This is a genomic window from Halomonas sp. IOP_6, from assembly GCF_021151565.1.
GTDB classification, from domain to species: domain Bacteria; phylum Pseudomonadota; class Gammaproteobacteria; order Pseudomonadales; family Halomonadaceae; genus Vreelandella; species Vreelandella alkaliphila.
Genome location: NZ_JAIRBO010000017.1, coordinates 1 through 21,700, shown reverse-complemented (window position 1 = coordinate 21,700; position 21,700 = coordinate 1). Strand labels below are relative to the sequence as shown.

Sequence of the window (21,700 nt, the reverse complement as noted above, 5' to 3'; positions counted from 1 at the left end):
GCTGATTTTAATAATCAGCCCGCCTATTGGCATGACTATCGCTGTATACAAATTGCTTAACGTTGAAGCCACTGGCTGTGCCAGCACGCCAGACGATAATCCCAATAACAGCTTAGGAAATCTCGCCATGCGCAATATGATGCCTAAAACCGTCGCCCTTCTTGCCAGTAGTGCCCTTTTAGCAGCAGGCACTGCCCAAGCAGACCGCTCAGAATGGCCCGATAACTTCACTGTCGGTACCGCAAGTCAGGGCGGCACCTACTTCGTTTATGGCTCAGGCTGGGCTAACTTTATTGCTGACGAGCTGGATGTTTCAGGTGGCGGTGAAGTCACCGGCGGCCCTACTCAAAACCTAGCGCTCGTACATAGCGGCGATATGGCCTTTGGTCTAACGACGATGGGCCCAGCGTCGGACGCTGTTAACGGTGAAAGTCCACTAGCGCCTGGCTTGGCAATGGACAACGTATGCGCGCTGTTCCCGATGTATGAAACACCCTTCTCTATTGCCGCTCTTTCAAGCTCAGGCATTGAATCCATCTCAGACATTCCTGATGGCGCGCGCATTGGCTTCGGCCCAGCCGCTTCTACATCAGACACTTACTTCCCCGCTATCCTCGAAACGCTGGGCGTTGAGTTTGATCGTCGTAATGGCGGCTGGTCTGACTTAGGTGGTCAGTTGCAGGATGGCCTGCTGGATGTGATCGCGTTTGCAGCGGGTATTCCGATTCCGGCCGTTAGCCAACTCGAAGTACAGACCGATGTGAACATCATTGAGTTTACCGAAGAAGAGATGGCCACCGTCCTGGATGCCTTCCCGGTTGCTGAATTCACTATCCCAGCAAGCACTTACACCACACTGGAAGAAGACGCACGCGCTGTGTCTATGTGGAACTTCGCCATTGCGGGCTGTGATCTGCCGGAAGACTTTATCTATGAAGTCACCAAAGCCACGATGGAAAACAATGACCGTATGCGCTCAGTGCACCGCAGCGCTGAAACCACCATTCCAGAAAACATCGTCCACAACAATGTGCTGCCCTTCCATCCGGGCGCCGCACGCTGGTACGAAGAGAATGGCTACGACATCGATGATGACATGATCAACTAAGCCAAGCCCCTCTTCACGCTGCCCTGTTTTCCGCTGGCCGGGCGGGGCAGCGTTCGCTACCGCTTCTTTTTTGCTTTTGCTGTGAGGGTGACCTCTGATGAGTCACAATACCGATCAAGACCCCAACGGCCTCAAGGATGACGCCCAGACTGCTTCATCGATACCCGAGTCAATTGCCGAGGGTGTCGATGAAGAGGTTGTCGAGTCCAACCGCCGTGTGTTTGTTGGCTGGCAGTTCTTTTTGTTTGCCGCATTGGCCATTGGCTATTCAAGCTTCCACCTGTTTTCGCTCAATGTGTATCCGATGGAAACCTGGTCGTTTCGCATTGTACACATTGCCGGTGCGCTAATTTTAGGGTACGGGCTGTTTGCCGGTGCTCGCTTTGCAGAAGATGATCAGCAAGCCTCCCCTGCATGGCTCAAATGGGCCAGCTATGCGCTCCTAGCGCCTGCGATCTATGCACTTATACAAGTCGTTCTGATGCAGCAAACACTCAATGGCGGTGCCATGCGCATCGATCCCAGTATTGAGACACTGCATTACGGCTACCCACTGATAGCCACCACAGCTGCAGCTATTGCTCTCTCGTGGTTCTATCGTCAGGCACGCCACCGCTTTAATCCCGCCGATCTCGTTCTGATGGTGTGCGCCATCGCCAGCGCTGCTTACTTGCTAATGGCCTTTAATACCAATATGCGCATGTCGACAGGCACCTCGTTTGCTCCTCCCGGCATTTCTTGGGCGGCCATTGCGGGCTCACTGCTGATTCTTGAGCTTACTCGTCGCGTGGCTGGTTTAGCACTGGTGGTTATTTCAGCGGTTTTCTTGGTCTATGTCTTTGCTGGCCAGCATCTACCAGGCTTCCTAGGCTACCCAGGCTTGTCCGTGCAGCGCTTCTTCAGTCAGGTCTATACCGATGCGGGCATCCTTGGCCCAACGACCGCGGTGTCATCGACTTATATCATTTTGTTTATTATTTTCGCAGCGTTTTTACAGGCCTCCAAAGTAGGCGATTACTTCGTCAACTTTGCGTTCGCAGCCGCTGGCCGCGCCCGTGGCGGCCCGGCGAAAGTATCTATTTTTGCCTCCGGCTTAATGGGCATGATCAACGGCACATCAGCGGGTAATGTGGTATCGACTGGCTCGCTTACCATCCCGCTGATGAAAAAAGTCGGCTATCCGGCGCGCAGTGCTGGTGCCATTGAAGCAGCGGCGTCTACTGGTGGTCAGATCATGCCGCCCATCATGGGGGCAGGCGCCTTTATCATGGCGGAAGTTACCGGCATTCCTTATACAGAAATTGCGATTGCGGCGGTCATTCCAGCCATTCTTTACTTCGCCTCTATCTACTTTATGGTGGATTTTGAAGCGGCGCGTAAAGGCATGCGTGGCATGCGTAAAGATGAAATCCCGCTATTCTCCAAGCTGGTTAAGCAAGTCTATCTATTCGCGCCAATCATCATTCTTATTGTCGCTCTCTTTATGGGCTACTCCGTCATCCGTGCCGGTACACTAGCCACCGCATCAGCGGCAGTTGTTAGTTGGATCTCACCCAATAAAATGGGTATTCGGGCTATTTTGAGAGCCCTCCAACTAGCGGGCATAATGTCGATTCAGATCATCGCGGTGTGTGCTTGCGCGGGCCTTATTGTTGGCGTTATATCACTGACGGGCGTCGGCGCGCGCTTCTCTTCACTGCTGTTAGGCCTTGCTGGGGTTAGCCAGCTATTGGCATTAGTTTTTGCCATGCTGATCAGTATCCTGCTCGGCATGGGCATGCCTACCACGGCAGCCTACGCGGTAGCAGCATCGGTGGTGGCACCCGGCCTGATCAATATTGGTATCGAGCCGCTCGTAGCACACTTCTTTGTGTTCTACTTCGCGGTCGTGTCGGCCATTACGCCGCCAGTGGCGTTAGCATCTTACGCCGCCGCCGGTATTTCTGGGGATAACCCCATGGGCACATCGGTCGCTTCGTTTAAAATTGGTCTTGCTGCATTTATCGTGCCGTTTATGTTCTTCTACAGCCCAGCCATGCTAATGGAAGGCTCCGCGATGCAAATACTTCGTGTCGGGGTGACCGCCACACTGGGGATCATCTTGCTTTCAGGCATGGTGCAAGCATGGTTCTTTGGGCCGGTAAACACCTTACAGCGTGTGGTTATGCTGGTCGGTGCGCTGTTTATGATTTACGGCGGCATTTACAGCGATATTGCAGGCCTGGCCATTGGCGCAGCGCTGTTCATTATGCAGCGTAAGCAGCATGGCAATAAGGCCACACCCAGCACCACTTAACGGCACAATCGGCTATTCACTTAACCACTAGCCGTTAACCGCCCAACGAAAACGCCCGCTCGAATGCTATCGAGCGGGCGTTCTTATTGATCGCTAGGCTAGGTTCTTTAAGAGCGCACTAGCCTCTCAGGTTATCAACAATTTTCAGTACGGGTGCTGCCTGATTAAGCGTGTAGAAGTGTAGACCAGGTGCACCGCCATCGAGTAAGCGCTCACACAAACGGCTAACAACATCGGTGCCAAAAGCGGCAATAGCGTCACTATCATCACCATAAGCTTCCAACTGCTTGCGAATCCAGCGGGGAATTTCTGCGCCACAGGCGTCTGAAAAACGCGCCAATTTGGTGTAGTTAGTAATCGGCATAATGCCAGGAATAATCGGCTGCTCGACACCTAATGCCCGAGCTTTTTCAACAAAATGGAAGTAGGCATCCGCGGTAAAAAAGTACTGGGTGATGGCCATGTTGGCGCCAGCCTTCATTTTACGGGCAAAGTTTTCCACATCCTTATCGAGGTTGGGTGCCTGTGGATGAGATTCAGGATAGGCGGCCACCGCAATATCAAAATGGTCACCGGTTTCCGCTCGGATAAACTCGACCAGTTCATTGGCGTAGCGCAACTCACCAATGCTTCCCATGCCCGATGGCATGTCGCCACGTAGCGCCACTAAGCTGTCGACACCCTCTTCACGATACTGCGCTAGCAGGTCGCGCAATTGCGCTTTTTCACTGCCAATGCAGGAAAGGTGTGGCGCGGTCGTAATGCCGCTCTGGCTAACGGTGCGCACAATATCGCGTGTGCGCGCTTGAGTGGAACCACCGGCACCATAAGTGACCGAGAAAAAGCGCGGATGTCGAGCGGCCAGTTCATCGCGCACGTGCATTAACTTCTCTCTTCCCGCATCGGTATTGGGCGGAAAGAATTCAAAGCTAATACCTAACGGGTGCTCTTGACTGCTCATGGGACTTCCTCGCAAAGCGTTAACATCGTGATAATTTAGGTTATTCTCCTCTTTCCGCCGCGCTGGAGCTAATGAAAGATTCCACAGTCGGCCTTTAATTCGGCTCATGTTAGCTATTTACACAACTACTGAGTTACATAGAGCTATTTAACCAACAGCGTCATCATCTAACGACTAGGATGCAGAAATGGATTTAGCGCCAAGTGCCCTAATGGGGCCACTGTTGATGTTATTGGGGTTTGTAGGCTTGGGATGGATTGCCGCACAGCGCTTAAAAATCGACCCGCGCCCCATTGCCACATTACTGGTTTATCTGATCGCACCACTGACCATTTTCCGTGCACTGATGAACGGCGGCCCTACGGCGGAGTATCTGCTATTAACACTAGCGCTATTCATCTTGGTAAGTACCATGGCGCTGGCCGTACGCTGGTTTACCCAGCACCGCTTTGGAGCACAGGAAGGGGCGCTGTTAGCGTTCTCTTCTGGCACTGGCAATACCGGTTACTTTGGCCTGCCCGTGGCGCTAATTTTACTGCCGCCAGAAGGTGTCACGCTTTATCTCTTCTGCATGTTAGGGATTAATCTATACGAGTTTACGGTGGGCTTTTACTTAAGTGCCCGCGGCCACTTTTCCATGCGCCAAAGTCTGATCAAAATTGCTCGACTGCCGCTGGTCTACGCGTTTTTGTCTGCGCTGCTGCTGAGTGCACTTAACGTGACACTTCCCAGCGCACTGATGAACTCGCTTGACGTTTTCCCCGCCACCTACACCCTGCTAGGTATGATGATTATTGGCATGACCCTTAGCCAGGTTACGATTGATGCTTGGGACTCCCGCTTTGTTGCCACCTGCGTGGGCTTACGTTACCTACTTTGGCCGCTGGTGATGCTAGTCGCCGTTTTATTACTTCAAGCCTTGGGCCCGCTTGCACCAGAACTCGGTATGGCGTTGTTACTGTTAGGCGTCGTACCCATGGCCTCTAATGTGGTGGTGGTCGCGATGGAGCTAGGGATTCAGCCGCAAAAAGGAGCATTAGCGGTGCTTACCACCACGCTATTAGCGCCATTACTAATTCCTCTCTATCTCCACCTCATGCTGCAACTTACCGGGCTAGGCCTCTGATTGGGTTAAAAGCCTTCAACCCCCGCCAGCTTTAGCTGAGCGGCCATCCGCTGCACGTCTGGATGGCTGAAAAATGCCACCAGCGCGTCAGCACGCACGGGGCCAACGCCGGGTTCGGCTAGCCAATCTGAGTGTGTGTAACCTGCTAACGTATCCCAATCCCCTAGCTGGGCGCTGCCACCTGGTGGTATCCCTAACGCCGCTAACCACTGAACATAGGAGGCCACCTGTGCGGCCTGGAACTGAGCGACAAGCGCTGCTGAACGAACGCTTCCCACGCCATGTGCCCGCTGAAGCTGTGCCGGCGTTGCTGCCAGCCAGCCTAGCAGTTCGGTCACAACACCTGCCTCCATAAGCGCTTTCCAGGTGCCCTCTCCCACGCCCTGCATGTTTAACTGATCGCTTAAGAAGCTAAGCCGCGCCAGCAACTGCGAGTCGCAGTCCGTGGTAAGCGTAAAGCAACTTAACAGGTGATAACGCTCTGGCGAGGGCACGCCAAGGGCCGCTCGCTCCTGAGTTTGCCAAACGACTTCCGTTGCCTGTGGAATAGTGAGACCCGCCAATGTGATCGCAATGTGATCGCCTGGGCGCACATCCCATGCTTCCCAGCGCTCCAGAGACCCCAGCGACACACGACTAATGCGCCGTCCTTCTAGCGTGACTGGATAAAGCCACAACAGCGGCGTCACGCGCCCTGTTCGACCAACGCGAAACTCGACACCACGCACCTGAGCCAACGCCTGCTGAGCGGGATATTTCCACGCAACGGCCCACTCCGGCGGCGATGATGACCAGCGTTGAACCCCTGGGCGCTCGGACTGTTTCAGTACCACTCCATCGGTGGCGAACGGCAATGGGCCGTTAAACCACGTATCGCGCCAGTTGGCGGCGTCATGCTGGGCATTGATAGGGTGGGTGTAATCGGCGGTATCAAAGCCTAACGCGGTCAGTTGGCCAAGCCTTTCATTCATCTCTCTCGGCCCTTCTGGCCAATCCCAGATAAACAGCCCGATACGCTCACGGGTTTGCCGCGAAGGTGATGCCTGAGCCATGGCCCCGGCAACAGCACCTCGCGCGCCAGAGGCGGGACTCTGCGACTGAATATGGCCATTTAATATCCAGTAGAGTTCGCCCTGGAATACAGCGGATAGCGGCGTTGGCAGTGTGTTTGGCACGGTGGGAAGCTGCTGTACACGAGCCGTCCAGTTCTGCCCGCGTTCACCGTCACCGCGGCTAACCGCTTCGACCAACACGCCCTCTTCGTAGCGTAGCGTTATCGCAACACCATCGACCTTAGGCTGGATCCAAAGATCATCTCGGCGGCTCATAAAGCGTCGCACACCGTCATCATCGGCCTTATTCAAGCCCGTTTGCGCCACGGGATGATCTAGCGTGCCAGCGCTACGAGTGACTCTGGTTAGCGGCCGTTGCCGAGCCACTTCCCCCAGGCAGGCTTGCCAGTTTGCTAGCCGAGCGACCGCTTGATCGTAAAGCTCATCATCAATCAGTGACTCGCCCTGATCGTGATAGGCACTGTCCCATCGAGCAATATGCTCTGCCAGTGTTTGGCTCTCTTGCGCCAGCCGTTCACGGGGCCAGTCAGGGCACACGTTGGCCTGTGCGGATAAGGTGACACTCATCAACCAAGCAACCAGTAACCACTTCCAGCCTGCTGCACGCCACTTTCTCATGCTTCACCTCTCCCTCTTACCTCCCTTATCCATAAAGTAATCTTAGCGTAAGGCTTATCATCCCGTTCAACGCACAACAAAAACGCCCCTTGGCGTAGGCCATAGGGGCGTTCTCTCTTACGACAGTCGTTGCCTGGTTTACAAACCGGCAGCCTGGCGCAGAGTGTCGGCTTTATCGGTTTTTTCCCACGGGAAGGCGGTAAAGGTTTCTGTATGCACTTGGCCTTTGTCGTCTACCCAGCTGTAGCTATGCTCAAACGGCTCACGTCCAAAGTGACCATAAGCAGACGTGAGGCGGTACATCGGGTGTAGCAGGTCGAGCATTTTGGTAATCGCGTAAGGGCGCAGATCAAAGTGCTCACGCACTAGCTCGACAATTTTAACATCGTCGATTTTACCGGTGCCGAAGGTATCGATGGAAACCGACGTCGGCTCGGCAACGCCGATAGCGTAGGAAACCTGGATTTCGCACTTATCAGCCAAGCCTGCGGCAACGACGTTTTTAGCCACGTAACGGCCAGCATAAGCAGCGCTGCGGTCAACTTTAGACGGGTCTTTGCCAGAGAAGGCTCCACCACCATGCCGCGCCATACCGCCGTACGTATCGACGATAATTTTACGCCCTGTTAAGCCACAATCGCCCACCGGGCCACCAATAACAAACTGGCCGGTCGGATTAATGTGGTACTGGGTGTGCTCATCCAGCCACTCAGCGGGAATCACCTGTTCGACGATTTCGCGCTTAACCATTTTGCGCAGGTCGTCTTGGCCGATTTCCGGGTCGTGCTGAGTAGACAATACGATAGCATCAACACCACAGGGCTTGCCTTCCGCGTTATAACGGAACGTTACCTGACTTTTGGCATCCGGGCGTAGCCACGGCAGCAGGCCGTTTTTACGCAGCTCCGCCTGACGCTCAACCAAACGGTGCGAGTAGTGAATTGGCGCCGGCATAAACGAGTCGGTTTCGTTAGTCGCGTAGCCAAACATCAACCCCTGATCGCCAGCACCCTGATCTTCAGGTTTCGTGCGGTCGACGCCTTGAGCGATATCAACGCTTTGTTTGCCGATCAGGTTGATCACCCCACAGGTTGCGCCATCAAAGCCCACGCGAGATGAGGTGTAGCCAATATCGGTAATCACATCACGTACCAGCGCTTCCAGATCAACCCACGCAGACGTGGTGATCTCACCAGCAATAATGGCAACGCCTGTCTTCACCATGGTTTCACAGGCAACGCGGGCCTGTTTATCTCGGGCGATAATGGCATCTAGTACCGCGTCGGAAATCTGGTCGGCAATCTTATCAGGATGCCCTTCGGAGACAGACTCGGAGGTAAACAGGGAATATTCGCTCATCGCGCTCTCGACCCTCTGTATGACGGCTGCAGAGTGACCGCAGCATCAGCAGGAAATCATGGCAGGAAGTTCAGTTCCCTGCCCATATATAGAAGCGGCACGACAATTTTCGCTACCACTTCGGGAGGCAGAGTCTACACGCTGTTGGGGGTTCTTCCCAGAACGTGGCTCCAGAATTTGCCGCCGCCGGGGAAGTCAGCGACAATAGCGCCTTTATTATTTCCGTTTTCAGGCGAGGAGCACCCCCATGCCGTCCCGTTTTGAGCTGGCCAATGCCATTCGCGCCCTTTCCATGGATGCTGTTCAGAAGGCCAAATCTGGCCACCCTGGCGCGCCTATGGGCATGGCTGATATCGCCGAGGTGCTGTGGAATGACTACCTCAAGCACAACCCCGAAGATCCCAAGTGGGCTGATCGCGACCGGTTCGTGTTGTCTAATGGCCACGGCTCAATGCTGCTTTATTCGCTGCTGCACCTCAGCGGCTATGAATTAAGCCTGGAACAGCTGCAGAACTTCCGCCAGCTGCATTCGCCCACGGCTGGCCACCCGGAATTTGGCTACGCCCCAGGCATCGAGACCACCACCGGCCCGCTGGGCCAAGGGTTCGCCAACGCCGTTGGTTTTGCGATTGCTGAAAAAACGCTGGCCGCGCAGTTTAATCGCCCTGGCCACAACATTGTTGATCACCATACTTGGTGCTTCCTAGGTGACGGCTGCTTAATGGAAGGCATCTCCCATGAAGCCGCATCGCTGGCAGGTACTCAGCAGCTTGGCAAGCTGATTGCCCTGTATGACGACAACGGCATCTCTATTGATGGCGAGGTTGAAGGCTGGTTTACCGACGACACCGCTAAGCGCTTTGAAGCGTACGGCTGGCACGTGGTGCCGAACGTCGACGGTCATAAGCCGGAAGAGATCAAAGCGGCTATTGAATTAGCCAAGAGCCACGACGATAAGCCTAGCCTGATTATCTGCAAAACAATCATTGGCTTTGGCGCACCTAACAAACAGGGTAAAGAAGAGGCACACGGCGCACCCTTAGGTGACGACGAAGTGGCTCTCGCCCGTAAGCAACTCGGCTGGGAACACGCACCGTTCCATATCCCCGAGCCCGTTTATTCTGCTTGGGATGCCCGTAACGCTGGCAAAACCCGCCAGCAGGAGTGGGATGCCCGCTTCGCCCGTTATGCCGAAGCATTCCCAGCCGAAGCCAAAGAGTTTGAGCGCCGCATGAAGGCGCAGCTACCGGCAGAGCTTTCAACCGCCGCGCTCATTGAGCAGGCTCAAGAGAAAGGTGAAAGCATTGCCTCTCGCAAGGCCTCTTTTGAAGCGTTGAATGTTATCGGCCCGCAAATGCCTGAGCTGCTCGGTGGTAGCGCTGATCTTGCGCCATCTAACTTGACCTTCTGGAAGGGCGCCAAAGCCATCACTCCGGAAGACGCTAGCGGCAATTACCTGCACTACGGGGTACGTGAGTTCGGCATGGGCGCGGTGATGAATGGTATCGCCCTCCACGGTGGTTTCGTTCCGTATGGCGCGACCTTCCTGATTTTCATGGAATACATGCGTAACGCCGTGCGGATGGCCGCGCTGATGGGCCAACAGGCCATTTATGTATTTACCCATGACTCTATTGGTCTGGGCGAAGATGGTCCCACCCACCAGCCGATTGAGCAGCTGACCAGTCTGCGCACAACGCCTAACCTGAACACATGGCGCCCCTGTGACGCGGTTGAAACAGCGGCTTCCTGGGATGCAGCGGTGAAACGCCACTCCGGCCCCACCGCGTTGGTACTCTCGCGCCAGAATCTGCCTCATCAGCAGCGCACCAAGGCGCAACTAGCGGCCATTCAGCGTGGTGGTTACATTTTGAAAGACAGCGACGGTACGCCCGAGCTGATTTTGATTGCTACCGGCTCTGAAGTATCGCTTGCCATGGACGCCGCAGCAGAACTAGAGCAGCAAGGTAAAGCGGTGCGCGTGGTCTCCATGCCGTCAACCTACCGTTTTAATGGCCAGGACGCGGAATACCGTGAAAGTGTACTGCCCAAAGCAGTCACCAAACGGATTGCGATCGAAGCGGGCCATGCCGACTACTGGTACAAGTATGTTGGCCTGGATGGTCTTGTTATCGGTATGACCACCTACGGTGAATCTGCACCTGCGGGCGAACTGTTCAAACATTTCGGCTTTACGGTTGAAAATATTGTTAAACAGGCCAATGAGCTACTGGGCTAACGCCATGCAGGCTGATCTAGCGCGGGTTCTGCCATGCCCGCGCTAAATGGTCTGCTATGGCTAATTAGCTATTGGTTAATTGGGGAAGTGGTCATCCACTTCTCCGGTTTGCCTTTTTCTTCAGGGGTTGTGGGCATGCTGTTGCTATGTGCCACCCTTGGTGTCTTAGGGCGCGTGCCTTCAAGTTTAGCGGCCGCAGCACAACCGTTAATCGCGCTTCTGGCCATGTTGATTATGCCAGGCGTCGTTGGCGTGTTCTTTATTCTGGATGAACTCGCGGGTCAGTGGTTCGCCATAATCATTGCGCTATTGCTAGGGACGTTATTAAGCGTGATTACCACGTTATGGTTATTACAACGGCTAATTGGGCGATCAGATGCCCACTGATATGCTGTCCACTCTAACAGCCACACCGCTGTTTGCTGTAGGACTTACGCTTGCAGCCTATTTGCTCGGTAACTTGCTCTTTAAGCGCTTGCGTAACCCTTCTTGGCTACCCGCTATTTTAATCGCTGCGTTGCTATTAGCAGCGGCACTCGTCGCGATAGGGCTGCCTTATTCGATTTACCAACAAGGGGCCTCATGGCTCACCATTTTGTTAGGGCCGGCGACCGTTGCCTTAGGCATGCCACTCTATCAACAGCTGCCGCGCATTCGTGAACTTTGGCAACCGCTGACACTTTGTTTACCGATCGCCGCCGCACTAGCGGCCTGCTACGCAATCGGCATTGCTTGGCTAATGGGGGCTAGCCCCACTATTTTGGCGTCACTCGCCGCCAAATCAGTCACCGCGCCAATCGCCATCGGTATTACTGAACAGCTCGGCGGCAACGTAGCGTTACTAATGGGGGCGCTGCTAGTGACAGGAGTAGTTACTATTCCCTTCGTGAGTGTCGTTGCCCGGCTGCTAAAAATTAACGATGAACGCATTATTGGTTTCGCACTGGGTCTCAATGGCCATGCCATTGGCACTGTGCGAGCATTTGAACTGAGTCCAACGGCTGGCGCGTTTGCCTCGTTAGGCATGAGTTTAACCGGTATTTTTACCGCCCTGTTGCTGCCACTCGCTTGGCGGCTGATCGGCACGGTCAGCTGAAAACAAACTCAGTTGAAATACGCTATCATTGAGCAATTTTTTTGAGAGCCGCTTCGCGACATGGCTAATGCAAACTCGACATATCGAATTGCCATTAATGGTTACGGACGCATTGGCCAATGCGTGTTAAGAGCGTTGGTTGAGCGCAACCACCCAGAAATTGAAGTGGTTGCCATCAATGAGCTATCTGATCTTGCGACGATTACCTACCTTACTCGCTATGATACGACCCATGGTCGTTTCCCTGGCGAAGTAGACAATGACGGTGAATGCCTGCTTATCAATGGCCAGCGCATACACGTTCTTTGCGAGCGTGATCCGCAGGCTCTGCCCTGGGCAGCACTAGACATTGATTTAGTGCTGGAATGCTCTGGTAGTTTCAAGGATCGTGCGACAGCGGAGCAGCATTTAGCCGCTGGCGCCAAGAGACTGCTGTTTTCTCAACCCGCCGAAAGCGATGTGGATACGACGATTGTGTGGGGCATTAACGAACATGAACTCACACTCTCCCACCGCGTTCTCTCAGCAGCCTCATGCACCACCAACTGCCTTGTCCCGTTACTCACCGTACTGGACGAAGCACTAGGGCTTGAACACGGCGTTACCACCACCATCCACTCGGCCATGAACGACCAGCCCGTCATTGATGCTTATCATCAAACGGATCTGCGCCTGACACGCTCGGCTATGCAGTCAATTGTCCCCGTGGACACTGGGTTAGCCGTCGGGATCAGCCGCTTGATGCCAAGTCTGTCCGGTCGTTTTGAATGCCTGCACGTACGCGTACCAACCATTAATGTCTCTGCCATGGATGCCGCATTGACTGTGCGTCGTGATACGAGCGCCGAACACGTTAACGACTTACTACGATCCGCCAGTCAGCAGCGCTTAGCTGGCGTATTAGGCTATACCGAAGCCCCCATGGCATCGATAGATTTTAATCATGATCCACGCTCTGGCATCCTAGACGCCACGCAAACACGGGTCGCAGGGACACGCTTAATTAAGCTGCTGTGTTGGTTTGATAATGAATGGGGCTTTGCCAATCGTATGCTGGATATCACCCAACGGCTGGCATCGCTTTCCAAAAGCAACGCTCGCTAGGCTGCATCATGTCTTTTCATCTGCTTGAACACGAGGAAACCGCTCACATGAACGTGCAAAAAATGACCGATCTGCCCCTGGAAGGGCAGCGCGTGCTGATTCGTGAAGACCTTAACGTACCGATCAAACATGGCCGTGTTTCCAGTGACGCCCGTCTTCGCGCAGCGCTGCCGACTATTCAGGCAGCAGCTCAAGCAGGTGCGAAAGTGATGCTAATGAGTCACTTAGGCCGCCCGACTGAAGGAGAGCCTGCTGAAGAATTTTCACTCGCTCCCGTCGCAGAGCGCTTAGGCGAGTTGCTTAGCCGCCCCGTAACGCTAATTAGCGATTATCTCGATACAGCGCCAACATTGGCTAACGGCGATGTTGTGCTGCTAGAAAACGTGCGCTTTAACAACGGTGAGAAGAAAGACGACGAACAGCTTTCCAAACAATACGCAGCGTTATGCGACGTTTTTGTAATGGATGCCTTCGGTACGGCTCATCGCGCGCAGGCTTCTACTCACGGCGTGGCGCGCTTTGCCCCACAGGCGTGTGCAGGACCGCTACTTGCGCAAGAGCTTGATGCGCTTGAAAAAGCATTGGCAAACCCGGCGCGGCCTATGACAGCGATTGTAGGCGGCTCTAAAGTATCCACCAAGTTAGACGTGCTAACCGCCCTTTCAGACAAGTGCGACCAACTGATTGTTGGCGGTGGTATCGCCAACACGTTTATCGCTGCGGCAGGCTATAATGTTGGCAAATCGCTCTTTGAGGCAGATTTAATCGGCCAGGCAAAAGCACTCATGGAGAAAGTAGCCATTCCATTACCGACGGATGTCGTCGTTGCCACTGAGTTTTCTGATTCCGCAGAAGCTGTCGTCAAGCCAGTTGATCAGGTCGCTGATAACGAAATGATTCTGGATATCGGTCCCGACACCGCTAACCACTTAGCCAGTTTACTGAAAAATGCAGGCACTATTTTGTGGAACGGCCCTGTCGGTGTATTTGAAATTGATCAGTTTGGTAAAGGAACTGAAGTGCTTTCTCAGGCGATTGCCGACAGTAGCGCTTTCTCAATTGCTGGGGGCGGTGATACGTTAGCGGCGATTGATAAATATGCCATTGCTGACCGCGTTTCCTATATCTCTACTGGCGGTGGCGCATTTCTTGAGTACGTTGAAGGCAAGCAGTTGCCTGCCGTCGCCGCACTCGAGGCTGCCGCTCAGCGCGGTTAAATCTTTAAACAAATGGCACGCTCACTGCCTTTGTACATACATACAACCCAACTAAGGTGATCCCATGGCTTTGATCAGCATGCGCCAAATGCTCGACCACGCAGCCGAATATGGCTACGGTATTCCAGCATTCAACGTTAATAACCTTGAGCAGATGCGCGCCATCATGGAAGCTGCTGACGCCACTGACTCTCCGGTTATCGTGCAAGCTTCTGCTGGCGCGCGGAAATATGCCGGTGCCCCCTTCCTGCGCCACCTGATCTTGGCAGCAGTTGAGGAGTTCCCGCACATTCCAGTCGTGATGCATCAGGACCACGGTACTAGCCCTGCTGTTTGCCAGCGTTCTATTCAACTCGGCTTCTCCTCGGTAATGATGGACGGCTCTTTAGGTGAAGACGGCAAAACACCGATGGACTATGACTACAACGTCGATGTCACTCGTCGTGCAGTAGAAATGGCGCATGCTTGCGGTGTCTCCGTTGAAGGCGAGCTAGGCTGCCTAGGCAGCTTAGAGACGGGTATGGCTGGCGAGGAAGACGGCATTGGTGCCGAGGGCAAGCTGGACATGGAACAGATGCTCACCGATCCTGAAGAAGCCGCTGAGTTTGTCAAAGCAACCCACGTAGATGCGCTGGCTATCGCCATTGGTACCAGCCACGGGGCTTATAAATTTACCAAGCCACCCACTGGCGACACCCTGTCGATCCAACGCATTAAAGAGATCCATGCGCGCATTCCCGACACGCATTTGGTAATGCATGGCTCATCATCCGTGCCACAAGAGTGGCTGGAAGTGATTAACCAGTATGGCGGTCAAATTCCGGAAACGTATGGTGTACCGGTCGAAGAGATCATCGAAGGCATTAAACACGGTGTCCGTAAAGTCAACATCGACACCGATTTACGTCTTGCCTCTACGGGTGCAGTCCGCCGCTTTATGGCCCAGAACCCTTCCGAGTTCGACCCGCGTAAATTCCTTAAAGAAACCGTGACGGCTATGCGTGACCTGTGTATTGCACGCTATGAAGCGTTCGGTACTGCCGGTAATGCGAGCAAAATTAAACCCGTCAACTTAGAAGTAATGTTCCAGCGCTACGAGCGCGGCGAGCTGGCGCCGAAAGTGAAGTAACTTTCCCTTCACGTGTTCCCCTTAAGGCGGCCGGTTGGCCGCCTTATTTTATTGCGGCGCAGCGCTAATTCGTGACGTTCAACACGTTAAAAGCACTACTCATTATCGTTGTTGCTCTGTTCACCCTCACCGCTTTCGATTGCATCCTCGGCACTACCAGTACCTCCCGTGCCTCCCTCCGTATCTTCTTCACTATCAGCATGATTACTTTCATCGCCGCTGGTTTCCTCAGCGTCGTTGGAAGTAGACTCATCTCGCTGAAGTGCTCCTGCCTTGATACCATATTTCTCCTCTAATGCCGCATCGTCTAATGTGTCATGCTGCGTATTATCTGAATCTGACGTTTCGGCTTGCGCTTGCCCTGCCATCAGTAGGGATGTACAGAAAGCAATTGAAAACACCCAAGGTGTAAATCGCATCGAAGCTCTCCTTTTTTGTGGTTATCAAAGCTTAGTCTAAACATGGCCACGCATCAGTGCTGTTGCTCTAAAAGACCCTTCCTGCCCCCAGCAGTGAGGCTATCACTTAGTCTTTTCCTTGGGCAGCTTGATATAAAACTATAAAAAATTATCAAACAGTGTTCACAAAGAGCTAAAAATCTCGTTCAATAGCAGCATGGTCGGCTTAAACTAATACGGGCAGCGCAAAAGACGCTGCAAGGAATGACAATGCCGCTTCCACTTTTGCTGTTTGACTGTGATGGCACCCTCGTCGATAGCGAGCCACTTCTGGCTGAAGAAATGGCTATCGGTCTAAATTCGGTAGGCTTACCCTTTAAATCCACCGATTATCTCGGCGAGTTTCGAGGTGCCCGTTTTCGACGAATTGTGGCAGAGTTACAGCAACGTTACGGGAATGTCGATGAAGCTCAATTAGCTAGCATGGAGCACACCATGCGAACCAGCTTAGCTAATCGTTTAACAAGCGAGCTAAAGGCAATTCCTGGCGTCCATGAATCCCTTGAGGTACTGAATAATTACCCGAGTGCGGTTGTATCTAATGGCCCAGAAAGCAAAATTCATACTGCTTTACAAGCAACCGGCCTAGCCACCTACTTTGGTAAGCGTTTGTTCAGCGGTTATACCGCTAACTGTTGGAAACCAGAGCCCTGTCTTCACCTTCATGCAGCTAGTATCATGGGTTTTTCAGCAAGTGATTGTATCGCCATCGATGATGCACTCGTTGGCATAAGGGCAGCTCTACAAGCTGGCATGACCGTCATCCACTTGAATCGTTACCCGGACGCTGAAACTACGCCTGAAGGCGCTATTATGATCAGCAACATGTATCAGCTACCTGCAGTCGTTGAGCGCCTTACTCATGAAAAGTGGCAGATGCCAATGCCTCAACATTCAATAGAGAAATAAGTATGGTTTCATTACGTGATCAGCTTGGTGGCCTTGTGTATTCAACAGAGCAAGGCAAAACTTGCCCAAGCTGCCGCGAGTCTATCGACCACTGCCGCTGCGCAGATACCAGCGAGCAAGCGCGCATTGCTGATTTAGACGGAATTGTGCGAATCCGACGCGAAACCAGTGGTCGCAAGGGAAAAGGGGTCACCACCATTAGCGGTATACCGCTTTCCAATGCGGAGTTGAAAACGCTTGCTAAGACATTGAAGAAACGCTGTGGCACCGGTGGTGCTGTAAAGGATGGCATTATCGAAATTCAAGGCGATCATCGGGAAACGCTACAGCAAGCATTAGCATCGTTAGGCTACCAAGTTAAATTAGCAGGTGGCTGACACACCTCTGTGATAGCGCTCTGTCTTGAGGCAAAGCACTAAAGGGCAAGGCACTGCAATGAATTGGTTAGAATACCTGCTACCACTCATTTTCCTGTTTCCCATGGCGGCCATGGGCGGCATTGTCTTGGCGCTGCGTAGCCTTCACGATGCACGCGTTCAGTCTCCCTTTAATGCTCCCTTACGTGAACCCGGTCAAGCTCTGCGGCATCGCCTTGACCAAGCTTTTTCTAGCTTGTTTTTAAACGGTGCGCTCGGTCCCATTATTAGCCTTGCCCCGCTTGTGTATGGCATGGGGCGTATGCTGTTTGTGGAAAAGCAAGACTGGGTGGAGTGGGCATTATATGGCTTACTTAGCACCCTGTTAGTGCTGGCTTTTTCACTGTTACTTATTCGCGATTATCAGCGTATTCACCGTCTTAAACTCGGTTTAGCTTGCGAATTAGCCGTAGGCCAAGAGCTGGAACGCATGGTGAGGCCAGAAGCCCACCCCTATTATGTGTTTCACGACGTACCCACCGATAGCTTTACTATTGACCATGTCGTTGTCACACCACATGGCGTCTTCGTGGTAGAAACACGTGCACGAGCATTAGCGATTGGTAGCGATGGTAAAGAGCTTAATAGCGTAGCTGTTGAGCGTGAGCGGCTACGTTTTCCTCACTGGCAAGAACGCCGCCCTCTGCATAAAACACGTCAGGGCGTTAGTTGGCTGACTCAATGGCTTGAGCGCCGTTGCGGTGTTCCTGTGCCGGTAAAAGGTGTATTGGTTTTGCCGGGTTGGGACGTTGATACTAGCGAAGCTGCCCCCGATATATTAGTCGTTAGCGGTGAGCAGCTATCACGTCAACTAACCGAGCTCACCCCCGGCCAGATGAGCGATGCCATTCACGATAAAGTGATTCATATACTCATTGAGCGTGCACGCCTTATGGAGCTCAAACACCTGCGTCAACCCTCCGTATAGAAGGTTAATTACCTCGCAAGCGCCCTCCCATTTCTTGTGCAAGATCGACAGCATAGTGATCGGTCATTCCACCAATAAAATCCAGCATGCGCCGATAGCTATCGTAGAGCGTCCAGGACGGCAATGGCGTATTTTCACCAATCAACGCCAGCACCCGCTGGTGCTTGAATGAGCTATGCCCAGTGTGATGTAGTTCATTAGCAGCACCAATAAATGCTTCTAATAAAATCCCCAGCGTTGTATAGGCACCAATTTCAAGTTTGGCTTTGCGCTCATTTTGAAAAATACGCTCACGAGCTAACTGCTTTGCCGCTTGAACGCCCCACCCCAGATCAGGATGACACAGCTCTAATAAATCCTGGCCTAACGTTCCGCTGAGCAACGCTTGCTCATGCTGCACAAAAACCGCCCCCACATCATTCACCGCGCGTTCCATAGCGGCACCGCGCAGTAAGGCAATTCGACGCCGCTGAGATACTTTCCGCCTCTCCATCTCAGCGTATTCTGGAGGGAATTCACCCGCGATCTGGCGCAGTATCTCGACTACTTCCTCATAGCGAAGAATCCCCATCTCTAAACCATCTTCTAAATCAAGCAGGGCATAGCAGATATCATCAGCCGCTTCGACAAGCCAGGCAAGCGGATGACGACACCAACGCTGATCTCCTTTGGGAAGAAGACCGACAGCATCAGCCACTTCTTTTAACAGCGCCTGTTCAGACTGGTAACAACCGAATTTACCAGCACGCCCGCTGTAGCGTACCGTCCAGGGGTATTTAAGCAGAGTACCTAACGTAGCGGCAGATAACCGCATACCACCATTAAACTGGTTGTACTCAATTTGGGTAATAACACGGAAGCCCTGGGCGTTGCCTTCGTAGGTCAGTAAGTCATCACGCTCTGCATCAGACAAGCCATCTAGCAAGCCACTATCTTGAGCACGCCGAAACCAATCACGAATTGCATATTCACCGGCATGACCAAAAGGGGGGTTGCCAATATCATGCCCTAAGCACGCTGTCTGGACGATCACCCCTAAGTCAGCGGGTGTGATCCAACTAGGCAGGCGATCTTTTAGTAACTCGCCCACAATCATACCTAGCGAGCGACCAACGCAGCCGACTTCCAGTGAATGGGTCAAGCGTGTATGGATATGATCATTTTCAGTCAGTGGATGCACTTGCGTTTTCCGACCCAAACGCCGGAAGGAGCCCGAAAAAACGATACGATCATGATCTTTATGAAAAGGACTTCGCCCGATTTCATGGGTTGCTTCACGCACACCACCAGGGCGTTTATCGTGAAGGCGTTGAGGGGATAATAACTGGTCCCATTGCATCTGTGTCATAGCGTTCCTCCGTGAGAGCAACATTTTGACATAAATCCAAGCAAGATAACCGCCTTCAACCTCAAGACATGCGTGCAGCAGCAACCGTCGCTACACACATGTTATATGGCAGTGACACGCCCCACTGATCAGATAATTTTTAACGCTCGGTAGAGGGGCAACCGCTCGTCTAGAAAATCACCAGCCTGACGCTCAAGCTCAGCCAAATTCTCATTCTCATCCGAAATTGGCTTGCCCTCTTTAAGCAGGCATTTGTTTTGAGACGCCAAAATACGCCATGCAAAAGTAGCTAACGTTTTAGCGTCATCACCGCCCTCTAACGTGGCAAGCAGGAAAAACTGATGGAAGAGCGAGACGGCAAAGCCACCACCTGTCACCGGGCTTGCGAGATAACTCAACTCAGTCGTGCTTCTTGACTGGCTCATTAAAAAACGATTTAGTCGACCAGTCTTGGGCGCTACTTTAGAAATATCATCGTCGGACTGGGCAGGCAAAATAATACCCTTTGATGCCAGTATGGCAATTGCACTGTTCAATGCAGGACGCCCCACTCCATGCTCTTTTGCAACCTGCCAAAGTTCGGATACAAATACCGGTTGATAGGATGAAAGCGCATCTAGCAGCGGCGTATAAATATTGCTAGGCAAGTCAAAGCTACCCAGTCGCCCTGCGATTTTTAGCTGCACATCTTTACGTGGCACTCCCATAATCACGCGAAGACCATCTAGCATTTCATCTTTATCAAGCCCACTTAAACGACGCGCCCCTTTTACCCAGTAATCGGTACGAAACTGACGGTTCTCACAAAAATCACGCACCGACTGGCGAAATAGCGGGTTAGGAATGTTATTAATTAATGCCTGTTGCTCATTGGTTAACTGAATACTTTCAATGGCATCTGCATATCGCGCACTGCAAGCCCAATCCATCTTTGCAGGCTCTAGCCAGCGTGCCATTTTAGCAAATGCCATCGGCTCCCAATCGCGGTTAAAGTATTCATGGGCTACGTAATTTTTATTATCTTGTTTAATTTTCGCTAAGCGATTCTTAACCTGGGGGTTAGCATTACAGTATTCTGGATTCACAGCCACCAGCTTCTCAGCAAACGCAATGGCATCATCGATACGTGAAATGGTGCCTGCTCCTTGCGCGCTCATGGTATCAGCATACCCTGCTAGCAAGTCACGCATTGGTACCATCGCTGCCCAACCAGGCTGAGTGTTATAGCTGATATATAACACACCTCCCACTTTCAATTTTCTCCGGATAAAATCAACGATCACTGCGCGGTTTTCATCCGAAATCCAACTCCATATGCCGTGAAGGCCGATATAGTCGAACTCAGGCAAGTCGTCACGCTGGCAAAATTCATCAAACGCATCGTCATATAGCTTTGCGTTAGCACCACTTATAGATGATAACTCCTGAGCGAATGCCGCTTGATGGGGGTTAAAATCAGTTCCGTACCAATTTATTTGTGAGGCAGCCGCATGAATGTTAGTGCTAATGCCCTGGCCAAATCCCAGTTCACAGGCATTGGTAACGTTTGGCGGCCGAATACCGGCGTTGATAAATCCTAGCGCAATTCGCAAAGGATTGAGTTCAGCGTAATATCCATAAGTATAACTAATATCCGCTACGTATCCAGACGTCCAATCCGACATAACACCTGCTCCTAAGCGATGGCGTATTATTCAGTTTTTAAGCGAAATCACCTACCACCAGAGCTTGAGTAACAGATAGAAAATACGAATATCGCTCTTCTACCCATAACCTATACTCTGGAGACAAACGCTGTTGTTAGAGTCTTGATAGTGAAGTATTTGCTCCATTGGGTCTACTGAAGAGGTAGCGGGAAGTTTGAAGGATTGTTACGCAATCACTAGCTATATAATTGAATAAGTTCGCAAACGTTTTTTGCTGCCTGCTAAGTAGCTTTCTTTCACACACACAAAATCCAGCCAATGGGCTGGATTCTTTGTTTAATAAGTACCTGACGATGACGCCACTCAGCCTCCGTACCGTCTCGTCATTCCCGCAGGCCCTTGGCGGGAATCCATGTTGAACTGGGGTTTCAGGCTGCTGCAGGCCAAGGTCAAGGTGGATTCCCGATAACCCCACTCGGGAATGACGTGCGGTGCACGCTTCGGGAGGTAGCCGCTTTGTGATAGGGGGCCAGGGAGTGCTTTTCTTTCGCGCAAACAAAAAACCCAGCCGGTTGGCTGGGTTCTTTGTTAAATAAGTGCCTGACGATGATCCGGGCGGCGTTCCGCTACTCTCCAGGGGAGACCCCTAAAAAGCAAAACCCCGACCAA

Annotated in this window: 18 protein-coding genes; 12 read left to right on the top strand and 6 right to left on the bottom strand. The window is 52.6% G+C overall.

Annotation, left to right across the window (positions count from 1 at the left end; genetic code table 11):
- Positions 1-127 precede the first annotated feature (127 nt).
- Together K7H08_RS18190 and K7H08_RS18185 are read left to right on the top strand one after the other, a co-directional pair.
- Positions 128-1,108 (top strand): TAXI family TRAP transporter solute-binding subunit, encoded by a 981-nt coding sequence (locus tag K7H08_RS18190; RefSeq protein ID WP_231658674.1) that lies wholly within the window; start codon positions 128-130, stop codon positions 1,106-1,108.
- Between the two features lie 97 nt (positions 1,109-1,205).
- Positions 1,206-3,404 (top strand): TRAP transporter permease, encoded by a 2,199-nt coding sequence (locus tag K7H08_RS18185; protein ID WP_231658671.1) that lies wholly within the window; start codon positions 1,206-1,208, stop codon positions 3,402-3,404.
- A 118-nt stretch (positions 3,405-3,522) separates the two neighbouring features.
- Here the strand turns inward: K7H08_RS18185 and metF are convergent, their stop codons facing one another.
- Positions 3,523-4,365, bottom strand: coding sequence for a methylenetetrahydrofolate reductase [NAD(P)H] (metF, locus tag K7H08_RS18180; protein WP_038480077.1), 843 nt, complete (start codon positions 4,363-4,365; stop codon positions 3,523-3,525).
- 187 nt (positions 4,366-4,552) lie between these two features.
- On the opposite strand from metF, the gene K7H08_RS18175 reads away from it, so the two are divergent.
- Positions 4,553-5,491, top strand: coding sequence for an AEC family transporter (locus tag K7H08_RS18175; protein WP_231658670.1), 939 nt, complete (start codon positions 4,553-4,555; stop codon positions 5,489-5,491).
- A 5-nt stretch (positions 5,492-5,496) separates the two neighbouring features.
- Here K7H08_RS18175 and ligB read toward each other — a convergent pair whose 3' ends face one another.
- On the bottom strand, positions 5,497-7,182 hold the full coding sequence (ligB, locus tag K7H08_RS18170; RefSeq protein WP_231658669.1) for an NAD-dependent DNA ligase LigB: 1,686 nt from the start codon (positions 7,180-7,182) through the stop codon (positions 5,497-5,499).
- A 138-nt stretch (positions 7,183-7,320) separates the two neighbouring features.
- Positions 7,321-8,541 carry a methionine adenosyltransferase gene (metK, locus tag K7H08_RS18165; RefSeq protein ID WP_038480068.1) on the bottom strand — a complete coding sequence of 407 codons (1,221 nt, stop codon included), beginning with the start codon at positions 8,539-8,541 and terminating at the stop codon, positions 7,321-7,323.
- A gap of 247 nt (positions 8,542-8,788) precedes the next feature.
- Here metK and tkt point away from each other — a divergent pair, with 247 nt between their 5' ends.
- From tkt to fba, 6 genes are all read left to right on the top strand, one after another.
- Positions 8,789-10,780 carry a transketolase gene (tkt, locus tag K7H08_RS18160; RefSeq protein WP_038480065.1) on the top strand — a complete coding sequence of 664 codons (1,992 nt, stop codon included), beginning with the start codon at positions 8,789-8,791 and terminating at the stop codon, positions 10,778-10,780.
- 33 nt (positions 10,781-10,813) lie between these two features.
- Positions 10,814-11,167, top strand: coding sequence for a CidA/LrgA family protein (locus K7H08_RS18155; protein ID WP_038480062.1), 354 nt, complete (start codon positions 10,814-10,816; stop codon positions 11,165-11,167).
- Complete coding sequence (locus tag K7H08_RS18150) at positions 11,157-11,876, top strand: LrgB family protein (protein WP_038480059.1); 720 nt, start codon at positions 11,157-11,159, stop codon at positions 11,874-11,876. The genes K7H08_RS18155 and K7H08_RS18150 overlap by 11 nt, the downstream gene beginning before the upstream one ends.
- Before the next feature lie 60 nt (positions 11,877-11,936).
- Positions 11,937-12,980 carry a type I glyceraldehyde-3-phosphate dehydrogenase gene (locus K7H08_RS18145; protein WP_038480056.1) on the top strand — a complete coding sequence of 348 codons (1,044 nt, stop codon included), beginning with the start codon at positions 11,937-11,939 and terminating at the stop codon, positions 12,978-12,980.
- A 47-nt stretch (positions 12,981-13,027) separates the two neighbouring features.
- Complete coding sequence (locus K7H08_RS18140; protein ID WP_231658673.1) at positions 13,028-14,197, top strand: phosphoglycerate kinase; 1,170 nt, start codon at positions 13,028-13,030, stop codon at positions 14,195-14,197.
- 64 nt (positions 14,198-14,261) lie between these two features.
- Positions 14,262-15,326: a class II fructose-bisphosphate aldolase gene (gene fba / locus K7H08_RS18135; RefSeq protein ID WP_038480053.1), complete on the top strand. Its 1,065-nt coding sequence runs from the start codon at positions 14,262-14,264 to the stop codon at positions 15,324-15,326.
- A 95-nt stretch (positions 15,327-15,421) separates the two neighbouring features.
- Here fba and K7H08_RS18130 read toward each other — a convergent pair whose 3' ends face one another.
- Positions 15,422-15,745: a hypothetical protein gene (locus tag K7H08_RS18130; RefSeq protein WP_095604695.1), complete on the bottom strand. Its 324-nt coding sequence runs from the start codon at positions 15,743-15,745 to the stop codon at positions 15,422-15,424.
- A 249-nt stretch (positions 15,746-15,994) separates the two neighbouring features.
- Between K7H08_RS18130 and K7H08_RS18125 the strand changes: the two genes are divergently transcribed.
- The 3 genes from K7H08_RS18125 to K7H08_RS18115 are packed head-to-tail and all read left to right on the top strand — an operon-like array spanning position 15,995 to position 18,037.
- A complete protein-coding gene (locus K7H08_RS18125; RefSeq protein WP_231658668.1) occupies positions 15,995-16,693 on the top strand; it encodes an HAD family hydrolase in 699 nt (232 codons plus the stop codon).
- A 2-nt stretch (positions 16,694-16,695) separates the two neighbouring features.
- The gene (locus tag K7H08_RS18120) at positions 16,696-17,070 is read left to right on the top strand and encodes a translation initiation factor Sui1 (protein ID WP_231658667.1); all 375 of its coding nucleotides are present in this window, start codon (positions 16,696-16,698) and stop codon (positions 17,068-17,070) included.
- 58 nt (positions 17,071-17,128) lie between these two features.
- Positions 17,129-18,037 carry a nuclease-related domain-containing protein gene (locus K7H08_RS18115; protein WP_231658666.1) on the top strand — a complete coding sequence of 303 codons (909 nt, stop codon included), beginning with the start codon at positions 17,129-17,131 and terminating at the stop codon, positions 18,035-18,037.
- 4 nt (positions 18,038-18,041) lie between these two features.
- Here K7H08_RS18115 and K7H08_RS18110 read toward each other — a convergent pair whose 3' ends face one another.
- A complete protein-coding gene (locus tag K7H08_RS18110) occupies positions 18,042-19,385 on the bottom strand; it encodes a deoxyguanosinetriphosphate triphosphohydrolase (RefSeq protein ID WP_038480037.1) in 1,344 nt (447 codons plus the stop codon).
- A 128-nt stretch (positions 19,386-19,513) separates the two neighbouring features.
- On the bottom strand, positions 19,514-21,049 hold the full coding sequence (locus K7H08_RS18105) for a methyltransferase regulatory domain-containing protein (protein ID WP_231658665.1): 1,536 nt from the start codon (positions 21,047-21,049) through the stop codon (positions 19,514-19,516).
- Positions 21,050-21,700 lie beyond the last annotated feature (651 nt).